The sequence below is a fragment of the Kitasatospora sp. NPDC049285 genome, from assembly GCF_040678815.1.
GTDB lineage: Bacteria > Actinomycetota > Actinomycetes > Streptomycetales > Streptomycetaceae > Kitasatospora.
Genome location: NZ_JBFAQR010000035.1, coordinates 26,367 through 47,273 on the forward strand (window position 1 = coordinate 26,367; position 20,907 = coordinate 47,273).

Consider the following 20,907-nt stretch of genomic DNA (forward strand, 5'->3'; position numbering starts at 1 on the left):
CAAGACGTTTCGCTGCTCGAAGGGGGAGCCATGTCCGGACCGAGTGCGCAGCCGGTGCTGCGCCTGGAGGGAGTCGGCCGGGTGCACGGTCGCGGCGCGGCCGAGGTGCACGCGCTGCGCGAGTTGGACCTGACCGTGAGCGCCGGGGAGTTCGTGGCGGTGATGGGGCCGTCCGGCTCCGGGAAGTCGACCCTGCTGGCGCTGGCCGGCGGCCTGGACCGGCCCAGCACCGGCCGGGTGCTCGTCGAGGGGACGCCGCTGGAGGGCCTGAGCCGGGCCCGGCTGGCCGACGTGCGCCGCCGCGCGGTGGGCTACGTGTTCCAGGACTACAACCTGATACCGGCCCTGACCGCGGCCGAGAACATCGCGCTGCCACGGGAGTTGGACGGCGCCTCGGCCCGGACGGCGCGCCGCGAGGCGCTGGCCGCGCTGGCGGAGCTGGGCATCGGTGAGCTGGCCGACCGGTTCCCCGACGACATGTCGGGCGGCCAGCAGCAACGCGTCGCGATCGGCCGGGCGCTGATCGGCGAGCGCCGGCTGGTGCTCGCCGACGAGCCGACCGGCGCGCTGGACTCGGCCACCGGCGAGGCCGTTCTCGGGGTGCTGCGGGCCCGCTGCGACGCGGGCGCGGCGGCGGTGATGGTCACTCACGACCCGGGGCACGCGGCCTGGGCGGACCGGGTGGTCTTCCTGCGCGACGGCCGGATCACCGACCAGTCGGTGCAGCAGCGGATCGAGGTGGCCCGGTGAGCGCCCGGGCCTGGCGGGCCGCACTGCGGATCGCCCGCCGCGACGCCCGGCGGGCGGCCGGTCGCAGTGCCCTGGTGCTGGCCATGGTCGCGCTGCCGGTGCTGGGCGTGGCGGGGGCCGATGTGGTCTACCGCAGCGGGCAGTTGACCGCCGCCGAGCGTTCGGACCGGCTGCTCGGCCACGGCGACGCACTGATCGGGGCGTACGCCCCGGGCCGGACGATCGAGCAGGCGGTGTTCCCCGACGACGGGGTGCGCACCCTGCCGCAGGACCCCGCCGCCCCGCCGAGCGCGGTCCAGCTGCGCGCCGCCACCACCGAACCGGCCCGCCTGATCGGGGAGTTGCTGCCCCCGGGCAGCACCCTGGTGCCGGCCAGGACCGGACCGGCGGCCGCCGTGCACACCCGGGACGGGCTGACCCCGACCGACACCTTCGAGGCCGACCTGACCCGCCCGATCTGGCAGGGCAAGGTCGACCTGGTGGCCGGCCGGGCGCCCGCCGCCCCGCACGAGGCCGCCGCCACCCCGGCGTTCCTGGCGCAGACCGGGCTGCGGCTCGGCGACACCGTCACCGTCAAGGGCCTGGAGTCCGCACCGTTCACCCTGACCGGCACCGTCGAGCACCCCGGTGACCTGCGGAAGGCCGAACTGGTCGCCCGGCCCGGCGAGTTGTACGGCCCGCTGGACGCCGCGCAGGCCGCCGCGGGCGTCGCGCCGCTGGGCGCGGACGCCGAGGACGCCGCCGCCCGGAAGGCCGCCTGGCTGGTCGAACTGCCCGCCGGCGCCCGGCTCGACTGGCCGCAGGTCCAGGAGTTCAACCGCCACGGCTACACGGTGACCGCCCGTCAGGTGGCGCTGCACCCGCCCGCCGAGGCGATGGCCCGGCAGGACGCCGTCGGCGCCGCGGACCAGCGCGAGCGCACCGCGATGACGGTGGCCACCACGGCCGGCCTGGCGCTGCTGGAGGTGGCCCTGCTGGCCGGCCCGGCGTTCGCCATCGGCGCCCGGCAGGCCCGGCGGCAGCTCGCCCTGCTGGGCGCGGCCGGCGGCCGGCCCGGGCACGTCCGGGCGGTGGTGCTCGGTGGCGGCCTGCTGCTGGGGGCGGCCGGTGCCGGACTCGGCACGGTGCTCGGCTGCACCCTGGTCGCCGTCCTGCGGCCCTGGCTGGAACAGGCGGGCGGCAGCCGGTTCGGGCACCTGGCGCTGCACCCGGCCGACCTGCTGCCGATCGCCGCGATCGGCGTGGCGACCGCGGTGCTGGCGGCGCTGCTGCCCGCCGTCCAGGCCGGCCGCCGCGAGGTGCTGGCCGGGCTGACCGGCCGCGACGAGGTCCGTCCGCCCGGCCGGTGGGTGCCGCTGCTCGGCGCGGCGGTGGTCGCGGCGGGCGTCGCGCTGGCGCTGTACGGGGCGGTCGCCGAACCGACCGGCGGGGCCGCGGTGCTGGCCGGGCTGTCCGTCCGCACCCTGGCGGTGCTGGCCGGCGCGGTCACCGCGGAGCTCGGCCTGCTGCTGTTCACCCCGCCGCTGCTCGCCCTGTGCGGCCGGCTCGCCCGCCGCCTGCCGCTCGGCCCCCGGCTCGCCCTGCGCGACACCGCCCGGCACCGCTCCCGCACCGCGCCCGCGGTCGCCGCCGTGCTCGCCGCGGTCGCCGGAGCGGTCGCGGTCGGCGTGCACACCACCGGCGCCGAAGCCCAGGACCGGGCCGCCTATCAGCTCCGACGCCCCGTCAACTCGGTCCAGCTGGACGCCCTCGGCGAGAGCGCCGCCCTGCCGCAACTGCGCACCGCCCTCGCCCAGGACCTGCCGGACCTCGGCGAACGCGCCGACCTCGGCCAGGCGGTGTACGTCTTCTGCCAGGGCTGCAAGGCCACCGTCCACGCCGAGGGGGGCCAGCGCTACGGGCGGCCCGACACCAGCCCGCTGGTGGTCGGCGACGCCGCCGTCCTGCACAACCTGCTGGCCCTGCACGACCCCGCCGCCGAAGCCGCCCTGGCCGCCGGGAAGGTCGTCGTCACCGACCCCGCCTACCTGCACGACGGCCAGGTCCGGCTGCGCATGCAGGGCGCCGCGGGGACGGCGGAGCGGGAGCAGAGCATCCCGGGCGTGCTGGTCGAGCGGCCCGCCACGCAGCGGTACGCGCCGCTGGTGGTCGGCGCGCAGACGGTCCGCGGGCTCGGCCTGGCCGTCGAGCCGACCGGGTCGATCTGGCTGCCGGCCGCACCGCCCGTCGAGAAGGCCGAACGGCGGGCCGCCGCCACCGTGGCCCGGCTCGCCCCGTACGCGGTGCTGGAGGTCGAGCGCGGCTACCGGCCGGCCGACAGCCTGATCGGTGTCGCCCTCAGCGCCTTCGCCGCCTTGGTGGTGCTCGGCGCCGCCGTGGTCGCCACCGCGCTCGCGGCCGCCGACGCCCGCCGGGACGCCGCCGTGCTCACCGCGATCGGCGCCCGGCCGCGCACCCGGCGCACCCTGGCCGGACTCCAGGCCGGGCTGATCACGCTGCTCGGCGCGGCGCTCGGCGCGGTCGGCGGCGCCGTCCCCGCGTTCGCCCTGCTGCGCTCCCGCGCCGCCGGACAGCTCGGCGCGCCCGCGGTCCGGCTCGCGGACGCGCCCTGGCCGACGATCGCGCTGCTCGTGCTGGCGCTGCCGGTGTTGGCCGGACTGCTCGCCGCGGCCCGCCGGCCGGGCGAGGGCGGTGCGACCGGTGGGCGGTGGCGCCCGCGGCGTGCGGGTGCGCACGGTGCGACCGGTGGGCGGTGGGCTCCGGTCAGTGGGCGCCGGGGATGGCGCGGATAGGCCGGTCGGCGATATATGTAGGTGCATGACCGAACGCGCCCTGCAGGAGCCCACCCTGCTGCTGCTCACCGCCCTCGCGGACGCCCCCCGGCACGGATACGCGCTGATCCAGGAGGTCGACGCGATCTCCGGGGGGCGGGTGCGGATGCGCACCGGCACGCTCTACGGCGCCCTCGACCGGCTGCTCCAGCAGGGCCTGATCGAGGTCGCCGCCGAGGAGATCGTCGACGGCCGGGCCCGCCGCAGCTACGCCCTGACCGGTGCCGGCCGCGAGCTGCTGACCGCCGAGGCCGAGCGCCTGCGCACCGTGGCCGCCGAGGCCCAGCGCCGCCTCGGCGGCCACGCCCGCCCGCACGGGGCCACCGCGTGACCGCCCGGCCGGTCGCCCTGCGCACCGCCCTCGCCCTCTACCCCGCCCGCTACCGCCGCGACCGGGGCACCGAACTCGCCGAGGTCTTCGCCGACACCACCGCCGGCGCGGGCCGCCTCGCCACCGCCCGCGAAGCACTCGACCTCGCCGCCTACGGCCTGCGGCTGCGCACCCGCCTGACCGCCACCACCCCCGGCGGCCGCCTGCTCGCCGCCGCCGCGCCGCTGCTCGCCGGAGCCCTGGTCGGCCTGGGCGCCTTCCCCGGAGACCCGCGCACCCGCGAGGTGCTGAGCGCGGCCCGGGCCGGACTGGGGCTCGAACTCCCCGTGCTGGGCCTCGCCGTGGTCCCGCCGCTGCTCGCCGTCGCCGCGGCGCTCGGCGTCTGGCGGGCCGCCCGGGTGCTGGCCCTCGGTGTCGCGCTGCTCGCGGCGCTGCGGCTCGGCCTGCTCGTCGGCTCCGCCGCGGACTGGTGGCTGCTGCTGTACGGGGCCACCGCGCTGGTGCCGTACCTGGCGGGTGCGGCGTTGCTGGTCGCCGCGCCGCCGGAGCTGCTGGAGCGGCCCGGCCGGTGGTGGGTGGCCGTCGGGGCGGTGGGCGGCTGGCTGCTGACGCAGGCTCAGGGTGGTTTCGACACCCGGTACCTGATGGACGGTTGGTGGCCGGTCGGACTGCTGGTCGTCCCGTCGGCGCTCACGGTGCTGGGCGCGGCGCGGGGCCGGCTGCTGCCCGCGGCGGTCGGCGTCGCGGTGCTGCCGCTGACCGGGGCGTTCAGCCTGTTCAGCCTGTGGGAGCAGGTCGGCGGGGTCCCGCGGCTGCTGCCGTGGGCGGCCGGCGTCGCGCTCGGGCTGGCGGCGGCCGGACGGCTGCTGGCGGCCGGTCAGGCCGGGCGGGCGCGCAGCCGGGCGCGCCGGGCGCTCGGCTAACGGGGCGCGAACGGGGGAGGAAGCTCGGCCGAACGACGGCGGGGGGTCGCCCGGGGCGGGTCGATGTGGCAGGCTATCGGATATGTCTAGACCAATGTTCGAAGTCATCGCGCTGACCCCTCACGATGCCCGGGCCGCCGAGACGGGAGGCGCCGACCGGCTCGAACTGGTCACCGACATGGCCGCCGACGGGCTCACCCCCTCGGTCGCGGACTTCGCCGCGATCCGCGCCGCGGTGTCGCTGCCGCTGCGGGTCATGCTCCGCATCCGCGACGGCTTCACCCCCGGCGACCTCGACGACCTGCTGGCCCGCACCGCCGCCCTGCGCGCCGAGGGCGCCGAGGAGTTCGTCTTCGGCTTCCTCACCGCCGACGGGCAGGTCGACCTCCCCGCCACCCGCGCCGTCGCCGACGCCGCGGCCGGCTGCGCCTGGACGTTCCACCGGGCCATCGACCACAGCGCCGACCGCTCCGAGGTCCGCGCGGCCGTCGCCGAACTGCCCGGCCTCGACACCTTCCTCACCTCCGGCGCCGCGACCGGCGTCGACGCCGGCCAGGAAGTCCTCGCCGGCGAACTCGCCAAGTCCGGCGAACCCGGCTACCGCCAGCAGATCCTGGTCGGCGGCGGCCTCCGCGCCGAACACGTCCCCGCCCTCCGCGCCGCGGGCTTCGACGCCTTCCACATCGGCGGCGCCGTCCGCACCGGCGGCTGGGAGGGCGCCGTCGACCCGGCGAAGGTCGCGCAGTGGCGGACGCTCATCGGCGAGTGAGCCACCAGGGGAGTCGGCTACGGTGCCAGTTCCTCCGGGAGGGGGTCGGTGTGGAGGACCGCCAGGCCGGAGACGGCGCGGGTGAGGGCGACGTAGAGGCGGCGTAGGCCGGTGCGGTGGTCGGGCTCGCCGTGGATGATCGCGGTGGGTTCGTCGAGGACCACGTAGTCGTACTCGAGGCCCTTGGCGAGGGAGGCCGGGACCAGGGTGAGGCGGGATTCGGCGGTGGTCTCGGTGCCGGGGGCGAGGTGGGGCAGGCCCGCGGCGGTGAGGGCTTCGGCGAGCGCCGGGATGCGGTCGTCGGCGGCGATCAGGCCGACGGAGCCCTCGTGCCGGAGCGCCGCCCGGCAGGCCTCGACCACGGCGTCCGGCAGCCCGCCGTCCGGGACCTGGCGGATCGTCAGCGAGCCGGGGGCGTCGCGGACGGAGGTGGCGGGGGCCAGCCCGGGGGCGATCGCGGGCAGCAGCCGGGAGGCGTAGGCGATCACCTCGCCGGGGACGCGGAAGCCCTGGGTGAGCTCCTCGATGTGGGCGCCGTCCTTGCCGAGGTGGTGCAGGGCCTCCTGCCAACTTCCGGTCGCCCAGGGGGTGGTGCCCTGGGCGAGGTCGCCGAGGACGGTCGCGGAGCCGGTGGTGCAGCGGCGGCCGACGGCCCGGTACTGCATGGGGGAGAGGTCCTGCGCCTCGTCGATGACCACGTGGCCGAGCGAGGCGGTGCGGTGCACCAGGTCGGTGGTCTCGTCGATCAGGACGGCGTCGGCGGCGGACCACGGGGCGGTGCGGGCGGAGCGCGGCGGCTTGGCCCACAGGATCGCCTGCTGCTCGTCCGGGGCGAGGATGCCCTCCGCCGCGGCGGCCAGGAACACGGGGTCGGAGAGCAGCCGGTGCACCAGCTTGACCGGGTCGACCGGCGGCCAGCAGGCCTTGACCACGGCCTTGACCGCCGCGTTGCGGGCGACGGCGTCCTGGACCCGGTCGTCGGGGGCCTCGCCGCCCTGCTCCATCTTGACCAGGACGGCGTGCGCGATGCGCTGCGGGAGGGCCTCCGCCGCGGCGCCGTAGCGGATCTCACGGTCCATCAACTCGCGGATGATCTCCTCGAGTTCGTAGGCGGGGACGCGCCAGCGGCGGGAGCCGCGGACCACCACGCAGGGCTCGGTCGGCACGGTGATCCCGGAGCGGACGGCCCGGCGCAGCACCTCGGCCATCCGGGCGTCGCCCTTGATCCTGGCGGTGCCGGCGGCGTCGACGCCGCGCACCTCGACGTGGCCGACCAGGTCCTGGACGGTGGCCTGGGCGACGTCCAGCTCGCCGAGGGCGGGCAGCACCTGCTCGATGTACTGCAGGAACGAGCGGTTCGGGCCGACCACCAGGGTGCCGGTGCGGGCGAGGCGCTCGCGGTGTGCGTAGAGCAGGTAGGCGACGCGGTGCAGGCCGACCGCGGTCTTCCCGGTGCCGGGGGCGCCCTGGACGCAGACGGTGCCGGTGACGTCGGCGCGGACGATCTCGTCCTGCTCGGGCTGGATGGTGGCGACGATGTCCCGCATCGGGCCGACACGGGGCTTCTCGATCTCCGCGGCGAGCAGCGCCGACCTGGTGTCGGACTCCGCGGGGTCGGACAGGTTCTCGTCCTCGTAGGCCGTCAGCTCGCCGCCGGTGTACCCGAACCGGCGGCGCTTGGCGACGTCCATCGGCTCGGTGCGGCTGGCCCGGTAGAACGGCTGGGAGACCGGGGCGCGCCAGTCGATGACCATCGGGTCGCCGCCGGCGTCGTGGACGTGCCGGCGGCCGATGTAGAAGCGCTCGCCGCCGCTGCCCTCCGACTCGGCCTCGCTGATCGCGTGCAGGTAGTCGAGGCGGCCGAAGAACAGCGGGGTGTGGGCGAGGTCGGCGAGCGCCTTGATCCGCTCGTCGATCTGCCTCTGCAGGACCAGCGAGGAGACCCAGGTGCCGGTGACGTCGCGCAGGTCGAGGGCCTCGACGTCCTCGCGCATCGCGCGCAGCGCCGCGCGGGAGGAGGAGAGGTGGGCGCGCTCGCGACCCAGCGGATCGGCGTCGGTGGCGGTTTCGGTGGTGGGGGAGTGCACGGCGGACCTTCCCGGCCGCGCGCAACAGGGGCGGCCGACTCGTCGGGAGAGCTCACGGTGAAGGACACCGGCCGGTTGCCGAGCGGTCGGTACTCCCACGGCTGCCGACGGCACAGGCACCACGGTTCGGGAGGGGCAGACGGACGATCTTAGACCTGCGGTGCTCGGGGTGCGAATCGTTTTCCACTCGGGGTTCACCCCTCCCCTGGTCTCAGGGGCGGTACGCCGCGAGGACGACTTCGGTCCCACCGGCTCGGGTCTTCGGGCTGATGCCCGGCCGGGGCGCCCCGACCTAGCGTGGAAGCATGACGACCGAACGAGTGAACCCCCAGGTCAGCGGCGGCAGCGCCGCCACCGGCCGCCGCCGGAGCCCCGTGGCGGCGGCCGTCCGCAACGTCGGGATCGTGCTCGACACCGCCGCGCGCGTGCTCTTCCTCGGGCGCGACGGCGTCAAGCTGTAGCAGCCCCTACAGGTCGTCGGCGTCGACGATCCGGTAGGCGTAGCCCTGCTCGGCCAGGAAGCGCTGGCGGTGCGCGGCGAAGTCCTGGTCGACGGTGTCCCGGGCGACCACCGAGTAGAAGTGCGCGGCGTGCCCGTCGGCCTTGGGCCGCAGCACCCGGCCGAGGCGCTGGGCCTCCTCCTGGCGGGAGCCGAAGGTGCCGGACACCTGGATGGCGACGGTGGCCTCCGGCAGGTCGATGGAGAAGTTCGCCACCTTGGAGACCACCAGCACGCTGATCTCCTTGGTGCGGAACGCCTCGAACAGCTTCTCGCGCTGGGCGTTGGAGGTCTCGCCCTTGATCACCGGGGCGTCCAGCGCCTCGCCCAACTCGTCCAGCTGGTCGATGTACTGGCCGATGACCAGGGTCTGGTCGCCCTTGTGCTTCTCCACCAGCCGCTCGACCACCCGGCGCTTGGTCGCCGTGGTGGAGCAGAAGCGGTACTTCTCCTCCGGCTCGGCGGTGGCGTACATCAGGCGCTCCGAGTCGGAGAGCGTCACCCGCACCTCGCAGCAGTCGGCGGGCGCGATGTAGCCCTGCGCCTCGATCTCCTTCCACGGCGCGTCGAACCGCTTCGGGCCGATCAGGCTGAACACGTCGCCCTCCCGGCCGTCCTCGCGCACCAGCGTCGCGGTCAGGCCGAGCCGGCGACGGGCCTGCAGGTCGGCGGTGAACTTGAACACCGGCGCGGGCAGCAGGTGCACCTCGTCGTAGACCACCAGGCCCCAGTTGCGGGCGTCGAACAGCTCCAGGTGCGGGTAGACGCCCTTCCGCTTGGTGGTCATCACCTGGTACGTGGCGATGGTGACCGGACGGATCTCCTTGCGGGTACCGGAGTACTCGCCGATCTCGTCCTCGGTCAGCGAGGTCCGCTTCACCAGCTCGTGCTTCCACTGCCGGGCCGAGACCGTGTTGGTGACCAGGATCAGCGTGGTCGACTTCGCCTCCGCCATCGCGGCCGCGCCGACCAGCGTCTTGCCGGCGCCGCAGGGCAGCACCACCACGCCGCTGCCGCCGTGCCAGAAGCCCTCCACCGCCTGCCGCTGGTACGGCCGCAGCTGCCAGCCGTCCTCGTCCAGGTCGATCGGGTGCGCCTCGCCGTCCACGTACCCGGCGTGGTCCTCGGCCGGCCAGCCCAGCTTCAGCAGCACCTGCTTGATCTGCCCGCGCTCCGACGGGTGCACCACCACCGCGTCCGGATCGACCCGGGCCCCCACCAGCGGCGCGATCTTCTTCGACCGCAGCACCTCCTCCAGCACCGGCCGGTCCGTGGTGCTCAGCACCAGCCCGTGCACCGGGTGCTTCTGCAACTGCAGCCGCCCGTACCGGGCCATGGTGTCCGCGACGTCGACCAGCAGCGCGTGCGGCACCGGGTAGCGCGAGTACTTCACCAGCGCGTCCACCACCTGCTCCGCGTCGTGCCCCGCGGCCCGGGCGTTCCACAGCCCCAGCGGCGTCACCCGGTACGTGTGGATGTGCTCCGGCGCGCGCTCCAACTCGGCGAACGGCGCGATCACCCGCCGGCACTCCGCCGCCTGCGGATGGTCGATCTCCAACAGCAGCGTCTTGTCGCTCTGGACGATCAGCGGTCCGTTCACGTCCGTGCATCCCCTTCCGGCCGGGCCAAACCTCCAGTGTGCCGCATCAGCCCATGAAGAAGTTGTGGCCGACGTCCGGCGGGATGACCTCCTGGACCGGCTTGGTGACGCCGGGGGCGGGGAGGGGGGCGCCGGGGAGGGGGCCGCCGGGGTGCTGGAGGAGGGTGACGCCGTCCTGGTCGAAGAGTTCGCGGTAGCCGCGGGCCAGCAGCGAGGCGCGGTACTCGGCCTGCTCGGGGTCGCGCTGGAACGGGAAGGCGCGGTGGGTGTAGCGCAGCACCACGTACTCCTGGCCGCGCGGGACGCCGTCGGCGAGCACCACCTGAGTGCGGTTGGTCAGGCGCGGGGCCACCTGGTTGTCGGCCTCCACGGTGGCGCCGTCCGGGATCAGCGCGGCGGCCCGGGTCAGCGCGGCCAGCTCCGGCTTCGGCTGCCACTCGTACGGCAGCAGCAGGTGGTAGAGGCCGAGTCCGGCGGAGGCGGCGAGTGTGAGGGCGGCGGCGGTGGCGCCCAGCCGGCGGGCGAGCACCCGGCGGTCCTGAGCCCAGAGCAGGCCGAGCGCCTCGATCGCGGCGGTGACCAGGATCGGCCACAGGAACGCGTCGTAGTGCCGGGCGATCGACCAGTGGTTGGGGTTGTCGGAGAGGATCCGCTCGGCCAGCAGCGGCAGCGCGACCAGCGAGGTCGCGGAGCGCAGCGGCAGAGCGGCCGTGGTGACGACCAGCCAGGTTAGCAGGACCGGCTTCAGCGGGCTGGAGAACGCGGACTCCACCAGCAGCCACGGATGGCCCAGGACGTGCCGCAGCGCCTCGCCGCCGTTCGCGCCGAGCTGCCCGTAGTTCCAGTAGTAGCCCGGCTCGCCGCCCATCGCCGGGATCAGGTAGCCGATCTCGACCGCACTGGCCAGCGGACCGCCCAGCAGCAGCGCCCAGCCGAACGCCTGCGCCCGCCGGTCGCCGCCGCCCCGCTCGCGCAGCAGCACCACCGCGCCGAACGCCGCGACCGCCAGCCCCAGGTCCTCCTTGGTCGCGCACAGCAGCAGCGCCGCCAGTCCGGCGGTGACCCAGCGCCGGGCCCCGGCCCGCTCGAACAGCACCAGGAACAGCGGGACGGCGAACCCCACCTCGTGGAAGCCGCCGCGTGCCGAGATCAGCAGCGGCCAGCCCAGGCCGTACACCAGCGCGCCCAGGTCGCGGACCCGGCGGCGCACGCCGTCGTCGGCGCGGGCGAACGACCGGTCGGCGATCCGGCGCACCAGCGGGACGCCCGCCGCGAACAGCGCGGACTGGGCGATCAGCAGCATCCGCGGGTCGTCCCACACCCAGTACAGCGGGGCGAGCAGCGCCAGCACCGGCGAGAAGTGGTCGCCGAGCAGCGAGAAGCCCGCCGGGAACTCGTGGTGGACGCTCTTCAACGTGGAGACCGGCAGTTCGAAGTGCGCGTAGCCGCGCACGCCCTGGTCGAAGATCCCGAGGTCGAACCCGCCGAGCTGCAGGGCGCTCCACTGCTGCAGGCCGAGCGCCAGGCAGACCGCGAAGCAGAGCAGGGTGAACAGGACGGTGCGGTGGCGGCGGGTCAGCCGCGCCCCCGCGGTGCGGGCCGGCGCCGCGGGGGCGGCGGTGCTCGGCGGAGCGGAGGCAGTGGTCACGTCTCTGGTCCCGTCGGGGGGCCGCTGGGCCCCGGTCGGCCAGGTGGACGCCGGCGGCCACCCCTGTTCTGTTCGTTCGGCAGTCTAACCTCCGTCCCTGAACGCCCCCGGACGTTCGCCGAACCGGACGCCCGCGCACCGGAAGGGTGACCCGGCCTCCGGAAGGGTGACCGGCACGGCGGACGCTCGTTGGGCAGCCCATGACGAAGCGCAACCGATTCCTCGCCGGCCTGGCGCTCACCGGCGCGGCCCTCGCCACCGCGATGGGCGCGGCCCCCGCCCAGGCCGCGACCGACACCGCCGCCCTCGACCAGGTAGCCGACATCGGCCAGCCCGGCGGCCTGCTCGGCACCGTCGCCTTCACCGGCACCGGCCTGCTCACCGGCGTCGAGCCGAAGATGCCGGACCCGCACGCGATCGTCGAGGAGGCGAAGCACCAGAAGGCGGAGCAGGACAAGGCCTCCGGCCACTAGTCGCGAAGCGCGAGCGCACCGACAGGGGCGCTGGGGGCACCTCCCGGCCCCCCTTGGGGCTGGGGGCGGAACTGCGCGAGCAACGGATCACGCACAGCCAGGTCGCGCCCACGTGCAGGCCACCGTCAGGCGTCGCGATCTTGCTGGTGGGTGCCTCCCGCTTCGCGCAGTTCCCGCGCCCCTGGTTGTGCGTGTGTGCTCACGCGGGCTCGTCGACCTCGGCGACGCCGGTGATGCGGTGGAGGGCGAAGCTGCGGACCTCGTCGGAGAGGTGGTCGTAGGCGGTGACGAAGCCGCCTTCGACGCGGACGGGGTCGATGACGCGCTGGGAGGCGAGGCCCTCGGCGTTGACGTAGCCGATCCACATGCGTTCGCCGAGCAGGACGGCGGTCTGCAGGGCCGCCAGGGTGTCCGCGGCGGCGCTTCGGGGCAGCGCGGCCGCGGCCGGGCCGGGGACGGTCTCCTTGCGGACGGCGGTCGCGGCCCGGTCGCCGGCCCGGATGGCGCGGACGGCGGCCGCGAGCAGCGTGTCGTCGGGCCGGGCCGGGCCGTCGGGCACCGGCGCGGGGGCGGTGCGCGGCGGGGTGCGGCGGCTGTCGGGGCGGGTGATCATCACGTCGCCGTCGGCGGACTCGGCGGCGGGCGCGTAGCCCATGGTGCGCAGGACCGAGAGCAGGGTCTCCGGTCCGGACTGGGCGGCGAGCACGGTCGGGGCGAGCAGCCGCAGGCGCAGTTCGGCGGCCCGCCGGTCGGCCATCACCTCGCCGAGCAGCTGCGGGTCGTCGCAGCGCAGGTAGGACGAGGCGGCGCCGACCCGCAGCACGCCGTGCCGCCGGGCCACGTCGTCGATCAGGTACGCGAGGGGCTGCGGGACGGGCGTGCGGGAGTGCTGCGCGAGGAAGGCCTGCAGGTCGGCGGCGGTGCGGCCGGCGTCGAGGGCGCGGCGGACCGAGTCGGGGGTGAAGCGGTACACGGTGGCGCCGCCCTTGGACTCGATGTCGGCGCAGAGTGCGAGGGCCTGGGCGAGCGGGGTGAGCAGCGGGCCGGGGGCGATCGCGGTGAGGTCGGGCTGCAGGATGACGTGGTCGAGCGGTTCGGGCAGCAGCGGCGCCAGGACGTCCGCGGGCTCGCGGTGTTCCAGCAGGGCGCGGCCGGCGGCGGCGAGTGCGCCACGGCCGGTGACGCCGAGTAGTTCGGCCTCGTGCAGGGTCCAGTCGGTGAGCTGTTCGCGCAGGTCACGGCCGTCGGGGCCGGTGGGACCGCCGCGCAGCGGGCGGTGCCAGCGCAGCGCGGGCAGCAGGGCGGCGGGGCTCGCGGCGGTGCCGGGCGGGAGTTCGGCGAGCCGGGTGAGGACGGCGCGGCGCACCGACGGGGCGAGGGTGCGGTCGAGTTCGGGTCCGAGGGCGGCGCGCGGCTTGCCCTTGCCGTCGGGGGTGCCGGCCAGCCGGCCGACCCGGGTGGCGGTGAGCCAGCTGCGGGCCAGCAGGGACCAGCGTTCGGCGGTGTCCTGCTGCAGCCACTGGTCGTACGCGGGGGTCGGCGCCCACGCCTCGTCGACCTCGCCGTCGGGAGCCAACAGGCCTGCGGTGTAAGCGAGTTCTAGCCAGAACGCGGCGTCCTGCTCGGGGCATTCGAGGAGCGCCGCGGCGCGCTTGAGGTCGCGGACGCCGAGGCCGCCGGCCCGCAGGGTGGGCGGCGGGGTGAGGCCCCACGACTCCAGCAGCTCCTCGACCGTGCGCACCGCGGTGGCGGCCTGCCCGGCGGCGGTGCGGTCGGCCTGGACGGGGTCGCGCTCGACCACGGGGGCGACCGGCGGCGGGGCGGCGTCGACGGTGCGGTGGGTGCGGCCGCCGCGCAGGTGCAGGGCGAGTTCGCGGGGCAGCACGACCGAGGTCGGGCTGGTCGGGAGCAGCAGGCCGCGGGCGAGCAGCCATTCGACCGGGCTGTGCGCCTCCTCGGCGGTGACCTGGCGTGCGGCGTCCGGCACGGTGCCGCTCGGTGGGCCCCACACCAGGCGCTCCAGCAGGCCGAGGGCGGGCTGCGGGGCCCGGTCCAGCAGTGCGCCGAGCCGCTTGCGGTCGTTCAGCAGGGCGGTCAGCGCCGCCACGGCGGTCACCGGGTCCGGGGTGGGCGGCAGACCGGCCCCGGCGAGCAGCTGCTGGAGCCGGGCGGGGGACATGCCGACGGTGGCCTCGGCGAGGGTCGGGCCGAGACCGGTCCGACCGGGGTTGGCGGCGCTCGGGGCGAGCGCCTCGCGGACGGCCAGGACCAGGCGCAGCGCGGAGTCGGGGCCCCACAGCAGGGCCTGTTCGCGCAGCCGCTCCAGCGCGGCGGGGAAGGCCGCCGTCACCGCGGCCCGGTCGACCGGGTCGGCTCCCGGGTGCGGCTTCACCCGGGCCGGGCCGGTCAGCAGGCTCCGTACCGCGCTGTCCGTCGCGCCCTCCGGCGCGGCCGCCAGCGCCTCCGCGACCTGGAGCGTGAACCGGTCGAGGCGTTCCAGCGCGCGCAGCACCGAGGCCCGGCTGGAGAGCCGGGCGGACAGCTGGGTGAGGTCGTTCGGCACCGGGTTGAGCAGGTCCGGCCGGCGCCGGAGCAGCGCGGCGACGGCCTCGTCCCCCCGGCCGCGGAGTTCCTCGGCCAGCGTGCGGGGGGCGGTGGCGCGGGTGGCGCGCGGCGCGCTCTGCGGTGCGGTCATCCGGTCCAGACTAGTCAACCCGGCGCGATGGAGCCCAGAACGGCGGAAGAACTCCGCGCGAACCACCGTCAGCCACCCGTCCGGGGCCGTCCCGGCGCGCGGTGCGGGGTGGGGCGTGCGGGGGCGCGGGGCTCGCTTGGGGGCGGCGGGGGTGGGTACGGTCAGGGGCGGCGGGGACGGCTGAGGTGAGGCGGGGCGATGGCGGGCGGCTCGTGGTGGCGGGACGGCGGATCCGCGGAGGGCGGCGGGGAGAGCGTGTACCTGCCCCGGCAGGCGGTGGACTCGCCGCCGGCGGTGCCCCCGGTGCCGGGCGTACCGCCGCAGACGCCCGCGGTGGAGCTGAAGAAGCCGGACCCGGAGCCGTCCGGGCCGACGGACGCGGAGGTCCGGCGGGCCGCCGAGTACGCGGAGGGCCGCGGCCGCACCGACGTCACCGAGGCCTACCCGGGCTGGGACGCCGTCTACTTCGACCTGCCGACCGCCCCGCCGGAGCCGGCGGCTGCGCCGGAGCCCGCCGCGGAGCCGCTGACCCCGGCCGTGCCCGAGCCGCCCGCCGCCCCCGAGCCGCGGCCCGGCCTGGGCCGCCGCGCGCTGAAGGCGCTGTTCGGCCGGCCCGCCCCGGCCGCCGACGCCCCGCCCGTCGAGGAGCCCGCGGCGCAGCCCGGGCCGGGCGCGTCCCGGCGTCCCGCGCCGCTGCTGCTGCTCGGTGCGACGGCGCTGCTGGCGGGCGCGGTGACCGGTTCGCTGCTGGCGATGCTGGCCGGATGGGGCGTGTCGTACCTGTCGCGCGGACTGGCCGACATGACCCGGAAGTTCGCCGTGCTGGGCATCCCGCTGGCCACCCTCACCGGCTTCGCGGTGTGGAACTGGGGCCGGGAGCAGGGCCGTTGGGGCACCGCGCTGGCTCCGGGCAGCGACGCGGGCGCAAGCACCTGGGCCGGCGCCCCGGGGGCGCTGCGGGTGGCGGCGGTGATCACGGCGGTGTTCCTGCTGGTGGTGACGCTGCGTCGGCGCAAGTCGGAGTGAGGGTCGACCGGGTGTCGTGACGCTGCGTCGGGCAAGCCGGAGTGAGGCCCGGACGTTGTGACGCCGGGTCAGGCGGCGAGGCGGGTCTCCAGTCCGGCGAGCAGCGCGTGCAGGCCGAGTTCGAGGGTGTCCTCGGGGGCGTCCGCGTAGTCGGCGGGGCTCTCCCGGTCGAGCCGGGCGCGCAGCCGGGGGTAGTCGCGGCCGACGGCGACGGCCTTGGCCATGGTGTCGGCGATGGCCTGCTCGGGGTCCTGGCCGTCGCGGCCGAGCCGTCGGTGCAGGGAGGCGGTCGCGGCGACGGCGAGCGCGTTGCCGAGGACGTAGGTGAAGACGGCGGCGGCGATCACGTCGGCCTGGGCGGGGGTGAAGCCGGCCCGTTCGTACAGGTCGAGCGTGTGGTCGTCGAAACGGGCCTTGCCGGGGCCGTGGAACAGGTACGAGCCGAAGGCCTGCACCAGCCACGGGTGGCGGGCGAGCATCGCGTGCAGGTCGAGGGCGAGGGCGGTCCCGGCGGTGCGCCACTGGGCGGGGTCGCGCTCGGGCAGCGGGATCTCGTGCCAGACCAGGTCGCCGGCCGCCAGCACGAGTTCGTCCTTGTTCTTGACGTGCCAGTAGACGGCGGTGGCGGCGGCGCCCAGCCGTTTGCCGAGGCTGCGCATGTTGAGGCCTTCGAGGCCGTCCTCGTCGAGCAGTTCGACGGCGGTGCGGACGATCTGTTCGCGGGTGAGCGTGTCGCGTGCCATGGCCTCACCCTAGGGCGGCCGGAGGCTCCTGCACAAAGTTCAGGAATCCCGGTCGTCCGGGCCCGCTTCGGCGCCGCCGCGACCGTCGCCGCCCGCGCCGAACTGCGCCGCCAGGGCGTGCGCGGCACCGTGCTGGAGGAGAACGGGATGCGCTTCGACGCGGGTGGCCACGAGACCTGGGCGCCCGTCGCGATCGCCGCCGTGCTGGCCGCCACCGCCGCGCTCGACCTGACCGGGCGGAGCTGGGCCGTGGTCCTGCACCAGGTGGTCCTCGGCCTGGTGCTGGCGATCAACTGCGTGATCCTCTACAGCAACCTGACCGCCGCGCCCTCGGTACGGGCCGCCTTCGCCCGCAAGGGCGACGAGGAACTGGCCCGGATCGACGTGGCCGCGCTGCTGAAGGCCGCCGAGTCCGGCTTCCCGCGCTGGGTGTGGATCCTGCAGAACGCCCGCCACGTGGTGGTCTTCCGCGCGGCGCTGCTCGCCATGGGCACCGCCGCGCCCGCCTGACGCACCGCCACCGAACGGGTCGTCAGGCCACGCCGAGCAGGTGCAGCAGCTCGGCGATCAGGAAGTGCGCGCCGGTGTAGCCGATGCCCTGGAACCACAGCCGGTCGTCGACCGGGAAGGCGTGGTGGGAGCGGACCGCGCCGAGCGACTGCCAGGCGGGGGAGGCCAGCGCGGCGGTCAGGCCGGAACGGTCCGGGTCGCCGTAGCCGGCGTACAGCAGCACGTCGCCGTCGGCCTGGGCGAGCTGGTCGGGCGTCACCTCGACGGCGAACTGGTCGGTGTTCTGCGGGTCGGGGCGGGGCAGGCCGAGGTCGGCGAGGACCGAGCCGGGGAAGTTCTGCCGGGCGTACAGGCGGACGGTGGGGGAGCCCTCGACGAAGCGCACCAGGCTGATCCGGCGGCCCGCCGCCCCGGCGGCGGCCAGTGTGCGGGTCGCCTGATCGACGTGCCGGGCGTAGCCCGCGACCACGGCGGCGGCCTGGTCGCGGCGGTCCAGCGCGGCGGCGTGCAGCTGGAAGTTCTCCTTCCACGGGGCGCCGGTGGTGCGGGTCAGCACGGTCGGGGCGAGGGCCTGCAGCGCAGCCAGGTGGGCGCCGTCGCGCAGTTGGCTGGAGAGGATCAGCTGCGGGCGGGTCGCGCCGATCGCGGCGGCGTCGGGCGGCGCGGCGATGTCGCCGACCACCGCGACCCGGGCCAGCCGGGAGGCCGGCCAGTAGTCGGGCGGCCCGGCGTCGAGCGGGGCCTTCGCCGCGCCCACGGGGGTGATGCCGAGCGTCATCGCGGAGTCCAGCTCGGCGGTGTCCAGCGCGACCACCCGGATCGGTCCGCCGGGCACGACCACCGGGCCGTCCGCACCGGTGACGGTCGCACTCGGCGTCGGCGTCGGCGTGGGCGTCGGCGTGGGGCTGGGCGAGCCGCTGCCGGACCGGTCGGGCAGCGGCAGTTCGACGGGCAGCGGACGCGGGCCGCAGCCGGTCAGCAGGACGGCGCCGAGCCCGGCGAACGCGGCCCGGCGGGAGAGGGGGCGTGACACCTGGGACCTCCGACGTCGCGGGCGGTTTCCGGCAGTATCGCCGTCCCCCCGCGCCCGGCCCGGCTCATCCGGTGGGAAACCCCGCTGACTAGGCTGGCCGTATGGCTCTCACCGTCGGCTTCGACCTGGACATGACCCTGCTCGACACCCGGCCCGGCATCAAGGCCACCTACGAGGTGCTCTCCGCCGAGACCGCGACGTACATCGACGCCGACCTCGCGGTCAGCCGGCTCGGCCCGCCGCTGGTCCACGAGCTCGCGCACTGGTTCCCGGCGGACCGGGTGGAGGTCGTCGCCGACCGCTACCGCGAGCTGTACGCGGAACACGCGGTGTCCGGCAGCCTGGAGCTGCCCGGGGCGCTGGCCGCGGTCGCCGCGGTGCGTGCGGTGGGCGGCCGGGTGCTGGTGATCACCGGCAAGTACGAGCCGAACGCCCGCCGCCACCTGGACGGCATCGGGCTGGAGGTGGACGCCCTGGTCGGCGACCTGTGGGCGGAGACCAAGGGCGACGCGCTGCGCGCGCACGGCGCGCACGTCTACGTCGGCGACCACCTCGGCGACATCCGGGGCGCCCGGGCCGCCGAGGCCGTCGCGGTGGGCGTGGCCACCGGCCCGTACAGCGCCGCGGAGCTGGCCGAGGCGGGCGCCGACGTGGTGCTGCGCGACCTCACCGAGTTCCCCGCCTGGCTCACCGCCCACCTGGGCTGACGGGCCGTCAGGCGGAGGCGGCCGCCGCGCGCCGCTTGCGGGCGTCCGCGCGGGCCGTGGTGAACAGCCCGGTCAGCGAGACCAGCAGCCCGGCCGGCATCAGCATGCACAGCCAGTAGGCCACCGTGGGCAGGCGCGGCAGGTCGAGGAAGAGCGGCACGAAGGTGGCGATCGTGGCGAGCATCCCGACGCCGAAGACGATCCCGCCGACGCGGACCAGGGTGTCACCGGGATCGGTGGACTGACGGCTCACTTGCGACTCCTCCTGCTGCGGCTGCCGCCCCCAGTCTCCCACCGACCGCGGCCCCGCCCCGCCCGCCCCCGCCGATCGGCGGGGGCGGAGCCGTCCGGTTTCCGACTGAACGCTCAAGGTTCCCAGGAAACACTCAGGCATGCTGGGACCGGCGAGTGCGAGAAGTGGGAGCGGGGCGTGGGTCTGACCAGTCACAAGGTGCTGGCGCTGTCCGCGCTGGTCTCGGCGCTGATGGTGGCCGGGACGGTGTGGCTGTGGCCGCGGCTGGCCCGGCGCAGCTGGCAGGCGGTGCTGGGGCGGCTGGGCACCATCGTCGGCACCCAGCTGGCGGTGATCTGCACGCTCGGGCTGCTGGCCAACAACTACTTCGCCTTCTACAGCAGTTGGGACGACCTGCTGGGCACCGGCGACGCCGGGCCGGTGACCGTCCAGAACCAGCTGCGCGGCCGCACCGAGGGCGTGCAGAAGCTGGCGGCGGAGAACGTCCGCGGCACCAACTCGGTCGGGCGGGACCCGGCGCAGGTCGGGAGGCTGGAGAAGGTCCGGCTGTCGGGGGCGACCACCGGCCTGGCCACCGAGGGGTACGTCTACCTCCCGCCGCAGTACTTCCAGCCGGAGTTCCAGCACCGGCGCTTCCCCGCCGCGATCGCCATCACCGGCTTCCCCGGCGACGCCAAGAACCTGATCACCAAGCTGAACTACCCGGCGGTGCAGCTGCAGTTGACCCGGGAGGGCAAGGCCAAGCCGACCGTGCTGGTGCTGATGCGGCCCTCCCCGGCGATGCCCCGGGACACCGAGTGCGAGGACGTCCCGGGCGGCCCGCAGGCCGACTCGTACTTCAGCGCGGACGTGCCCGCCGCGCTGCGCTCCGCCTACCGGATCGCGGACGGGCCGGGCAGTCTCGGCGTGGTCGGCAACTCCACCGGCGGGTACTGCGCGTTGAAACTGGCGATGCGTCACCCGCAGGTGTTCTCCGCGGCGGTGTCGCTGTCCGGGTACTACAGGGCGGCCGAGGACGCCACCACCGGCGACCTGTTCGGCGGCAGCGCGCAGCGCCGGGACGAGGCCGACCTGGGCTGGCGGCTGGCCCACCTGCCCGCGCCGGCCACCGCACTGCTGGTCGGCGGCAGCCGGGAGGGCGACGGCGACTACTTCGCCGACACCGAGCGGTTCACCGCCGCCGCGAAGGGCACCGGCACCAAGGTCTCCTCGATCACGCTCGACACCGGCGGGCACAACTTCACCACCTGGTCGCGGATGCTCCCGGCCTCGCTCGGCTGGCTCGGCGGGCACCTCGCGGACCCGTCCTGACCGGCCCGGCGTCACTGCCCGCAACTCCGCGCGCGCAGGGAGTTTCGACCCTCGCCCGCCCCGGGTATGCAGCCATCGCGCGGGTCGACCAGCGGCTGGTCCACGAACGCCCGCCCGTCGCCGATCGGGGGTGTGAGCCAGTGGAAGGCGCGGAAGGCGCGAGGCCCGGGCCCACCCCGGTCAGGAATCCCCTCGGTGTTCCGGCGGACGCTGAGGGATCATTGCTCTACTGAGCGATACCGGCCGCCCGCACACCGTGGTCGGCCCGCCCACCCATCCGCGACCCGACGGGGTCGCTCGCACCCGATACCGAGGACTTTTCGAGATGCCCACCGGCCAGGTCAAGTGGTTCAACGAGACGAAGGGCTACGGCTTCCTGTCGCGCGACGACGGAGGCGAGGTCTTCGTCCACACCAAGGCGCTGCCCGCGGGCGTCACCACGCTGCGGCCGGGCCAGCGCGTCGAGTTCGGCATCGCCGCCGGCCACCGCGGTGACCAGGCGATGACCGTGACGCTGCTGGACGCGCTGCCGTCGGTCGCCGCCAACCAGCGCAAGAGCGCGGACGACATGGCCCCGATCGTCCAGGACCTGATCACCAAGCTGGACAGCGTGCTGCCCGGCCTGCAGCGCGGCCGCTACCCCGCCCGCGCCGAGGGCCAGAAGATCGCGATGGTGCTGCGCGCCATCGCCGACCAGTTCGACGCCGGGGCCTGAGCC

General features: G+C 75.9%; 19 protein-coding genes. 12 read left to right on the forward strand and 7 right to left on the reverse strand.

Annotated features, from left to right (window positions below; translation table 11 throughout):
* Positions 1-30 precede the first annotated feature (30 nt).
* From AB0K51_RS21890 to AB0K51_RS21910, 5 genes are all read left to right on the forward strand, one after another.
* Positions 31-750: an ABC transporter ATP-binding protein gene (locus AB0K51_RS21890; protein ID WP_363458015.1), complete on the forward strand. Its 720-nt coding sequence runs from the start codon at positions 31-33 to the stop codon at positions 748-750.
* On the forward strand, positions 747-3,542 hold the full coding sequence (locus tag AB0K51_RS21895) for an FtsX-like permease family protein (protein WP_363458017.1): 2,796 nt from the start codon (positions 747-749) through the stop codon (positions 3,540-3,542). Before AB0K51_RS21890 ends, AB0K51_RS21895 begins: the two co-directional genes overlap by 4 nt.
* Before the next feature lie 25 nt (positions 3,543-3,567).
* Positions 3,568-3,912 (forward strand): PadR family transcriptional regulator, encoded by a 345-nt coding sequence (locus AB0K51_RS21900; protein WP_363458019.1) that lies wholly within the window; start codon positions 3,568-3,570, stop codon positions 3,910-3,912.
* Complete coding sequence (locus AB0K51_RS21905; protein WP_363458022.1) at positions 3,909-4,835, forward strand: hypothetical protein; 927 nt, start codon at positions 3,909-3,911, stop codon at positions 4,833-4,835. The genes AB0K51_RS21900 and AB0K51_RS21905 overlap by 4 nt, the downstream gene beginning before the upstream one ends.
* A gap of 82 nt (positions 4,836-4,917) precedes the next feature.
* Complete coding sequence (locus tag AB0K51_RS21910) at positions 4,918-5,604, forward strand: copper homeostasis protein CutC (protein ID WP_363458024.1); 687 nt, start codon at positions 4,918-4,920, stop codon at positions 5,602-5,604.
* A gap of 17 nt (positions 5,605-5,621) precedes the next feature.
* On the opposite strand, the gene AB0K51_RS21915 is transcribed toward AB0K51_RS21910, so the two are convergent.
* Entirely contained in the window at positions 5,622-7,691 is a 2,070-nt protein-coding gene (locus AB0K51_RS21915; RefSeq protein ID WP_363458027.1) for an ATP-binding domain-containing protein, read from the reverse strand.
* A 305-nt stretch (positions 7,692-7,996) separates the two neighbouring features.
* Between AB0K51_RS21915 and AB0K51_RS21920 the strand changes: the two genes are divergently transcribed.
* A complete protein-coding gene (locus AB0K51_RS21920; RefSeq protein ID WP_363458030.1) occupies positions 7,997-8,152 on the forward strand; it encodes a hypothetical protein in 156 nt (51 codons plus the stop codon).
* A gap of 6 nt (positions 8,153-8,158) precedes the next feature.
* Here the strand turns inward: AB0K51_RS21920 and AB0K51_RS21925 are convergent, their stop codons facing one another.
* Complete coding sequence (locus tag AB0K51_RS21925) at positions 8,159-9,790, reverse strand: DNA repair helicase XPB (RefSeq protein WP_363458033.1); 1,632 nt, start codon at positions 9,788-9,790, stop codon at positions 8,159-8,161.
* 46 nt (positions 9,791-9,836) lie between these two features.
* Positions 9,837-11,438 carry a DUF2079 domain-containing protein gene (locus tag AB0K51_RS21930; RefSeq protein WP_363458036.1) on the reverse strand — a complete coding sequence of 534 codons (1,602 nt, stop codon included), beginning with the start codon at positions 11,436-11,438 and terminating at the stop codon, positions 9,837-9,839.
* A 200-nt stretch (positions 11,439-11,638) separates the two neighbouring features.
* On the opposite strand from AB0K51_RS21930, the gene AB0K51_RS21935 reads away from it, so the two are divergent.
* Positions 11,639-11,911 (forward strand): hypothetical protein, encoded by a 273-nt coding sequence (locus AB0K51_RS21935; protein WP_363458039.1) that lies wholly within the window; start codon positions 11,639-11,641, stop codon positions 11,909-11,911.
* A 199-nt stretch (positions 11,912-12,110) separates the two neighbouring features.
* Here the strand turns inward: AB0K51_RS21935 and AB0K51_RS21940 are convergent, their stop codons facing one another.
* The gene (locus tag AB0K51_RS21940) at positions 12,111-14,606 is read right to left on the reverse strand and encodes a helicase C-terminal domain-containing protein (protein ID WP_363458042.1); all 2,496 of its coding nucleotides are present in this window, start codon (positions 14,604-14,606) and stop codon (positions 12,111-12,113) included.
* 198 nt (positions 14,607-14,804) lie between these two features.
* On the opposite strand from AB0K51_RS21940, the gene AB0K51_RS21945 reads away from it, so the two are divergent.
* Positions 14,805-15,632, forward strand: coding sequence for a hypothetical protein (locus AB0K51_RS21945; protein ID WP_363458045.1), 828 nt, complete (start codon positions 14,805-14,807; stop codon positions 15,630-15,632).
* 68 nt (positions 15,633-15,700) lie between these two features.
* Here AB0K51_RS21945 and AB0K51_RS21950 read toward each other — a convergent pair whose 3' ends face one another.
* The gene (locus tag AB0K51_RS21950; RefSeq protein ID WP_363458048.1) at positions 15,701-16,375 is read right to left on the reverse strand and encodes a TetR/AcrR family transcriptional regulator C-terminal domain-containing protein; all 675 of its coding nucleotides are present in this window, start codon (positions 16,373-16,375) and stop codon (positions 15,701-15,703) included.
* Positions 16,376-16,522: 147 nt separating this feature from the next.
* On the opposite strand from AB0K51_RS21950, the gene AB0K51_RS21955 reads away from it, so the two are divergent.
* A complete protein-coding gene (locus tag AB0K51_RS21955; RefSeq protein ID WP_363458051.1) occupies positions 16,523-16,885 on the forward strand; it encodes a hypothetical protein in 363 nt (120 codons plus the stop codon).
* A 22-nt stretch (positions 16,886-16,907) separates the two neighbouring features.
* Here AB0K51_RS21955 and AB0K51_RS21960 read toward each other — a convergent pair whose 3' ends face one another.
* Complete coding sequence (locus tag AB0K51_RS21960; protein ID WP_363458054.1) at positions 16,908-17,918, reverse strand: ABC transporter substrate-binding protein; 1,011 nt, start codon at positions 17,916-17,918, stop codon at positions 16,908-16,910.
* A gap of 101 nt (positions 17,919-18,019) precedes the next feature.
* On the opposite strand from AB0K51_RS21960, the gene AB0K51_RS21965 reads away from it, so the two are divergent.
* On the forward strand, positions 18,020-18,625 hold the full coding sequence (locus AB0K51_RS21965; RefSeq protein WP_363458056.1) for a haloacid dehalogenase-like hydrolase: 606 nt from the start codon (positions 18,020-18,022) through the stop codon (positions 18,623-18,625).
* A 7-nt stretch (positions 18,626-18,632) separates the two neighbouring features.
* Here the strand turns inward: AB0K51_RS21965 and AB0K51_RS21970 are convergent, their stop codons facing one another.
* Positions 18,633-18,878: a hypothetical protein gene (locus tag AB0K51_RS21970; protein ID WP_363458058.1), complete on the reverse strand. Its 246-nt coding sequence runs from the start codon at positions 18,876-18,878 to the stop codon at positions 18,633-18,635.
* Between the two features lie 177 nt (positions 18,879-19,055).
* On the opposite strand from AB0K51_RS21970, the gene AB0K51_RS21975 reads away from it, so the two are divergent.
* Together AB0K51_RS21975 and AB0K51_RS21980 are read left to right on the forward strand one after the other, a co-directional pair.
* Complete coding sequence (locus AB0K51_RS21975; RefSeq protein ID WP_363458061.1) at positions 19,056-20,189, forward strand: alpha/beta hydrolase-fold protein; 1,134 nt, start codon at positions 19,056-19,058, stop codon at positions 20,187-20,189.
* Positions 20,190-20,514: 325 nt separating this feature from the next.
* Positions 20,515-20,904 carry a cold shock domain-containing protein gene (locus tag AB0K51_RS21980; protein WP_363458064.1) on the forward strand — a complete coding sequence of 130 codons (390 nt, stop codon included), beginning with the start codon at positions 20,515-20,517 and terminating at the stop codon, positions 20,902-20,904.
* Positions 20,905-20,907 lie beyond the last annotated feature (3 nt).

What these genes read in the sequence shown, in the direction of transcription:
- AB0K51_RS21920 (WP_363458030.1), top strand. Translation starts at nt 7,997, where the DNA reads ATGACGACCGAACGAGTGAACCCCCAGGTCAGCGGCGGCAGCGCCGCC.
- AB0K51_RS21965 (WP_363458056.1), top strand. Translation starts at nt 18,020, where the DNA reads ATGGCTCTCACCGTCGGCTTCGACCTGGACATGACCCTGCTCGACACC.
- AB0K51_RS21935 (WP_363458039.1), top strand. Translation starts at nt 11,639, where the DNA reads ATGACGAAGCGCAACCGATTCCTCGCCGGCCTGGCGCTCACCGGCGCG.
- AB0K51_RS21980 (WP_363458064.1), top strand. Translation starts at nt 20,515, where the DNA reads ATGCCCACCGGCCAGGTCAAGTGGTTCAACGAGACGAAGGGCTACGGC.
- AB0K51_RS21950 (WP_363458048.1), bottom strand. Translation starts at nt 16,375, where the DNA reads ATGGCACGCGACACGCTCACCCGCGAACAGATCGTCCGCACCGCCGTC.
- AB0K51_RS21910 (WP_363458024.1), top strand. Translation starts at nt 4,918, where the DNA reads ATGTCTAGACCAATGTTCGAAGTCATCGCGCTGACCCCTCACGATGCC.
- AB0K51_RS21890 (WP_363458015.1), top strand. Translation starts at nt 31, where the DNA reads ATGTCCGGACCGAGTGCGCAGCCGGTGCTGCGCCTGGAGGGAGTCGGC.
- AB0K51_RS21955 (WP_363458051.1), top strand. Translation starts at nt 16,523, where the DNA reads ATGCGCTTCGACGCGGGTGGCCACGAGACCTGGGCGCCCGTCGCGATC.
- AB0K51_RS21940 (WP_363458042.1), bottom strand. Translation starts at nt 14,606, where the DNA reads ATGACCGCACCGCAGAGCGCGCCGCGCGCCACCCGCGCCACCGCCCCC.
- AB0K51_RS21945 (WP_363458045.1), top strand. Translation starts at nt 14,805, where the DNA reads ATGGCGGGCGGCTCGTGGTGGCGGGACGGCGGATCCGCGGAGGGCGGC.
- AB0K51_RS21900 (WP_363458019.1), top strand. Translation starts at nt 3,568, where the DNA reads ATGACCGAACGCGCCCTGCAGGAGCCCACCCTGCTGCTGCTCACCGCC.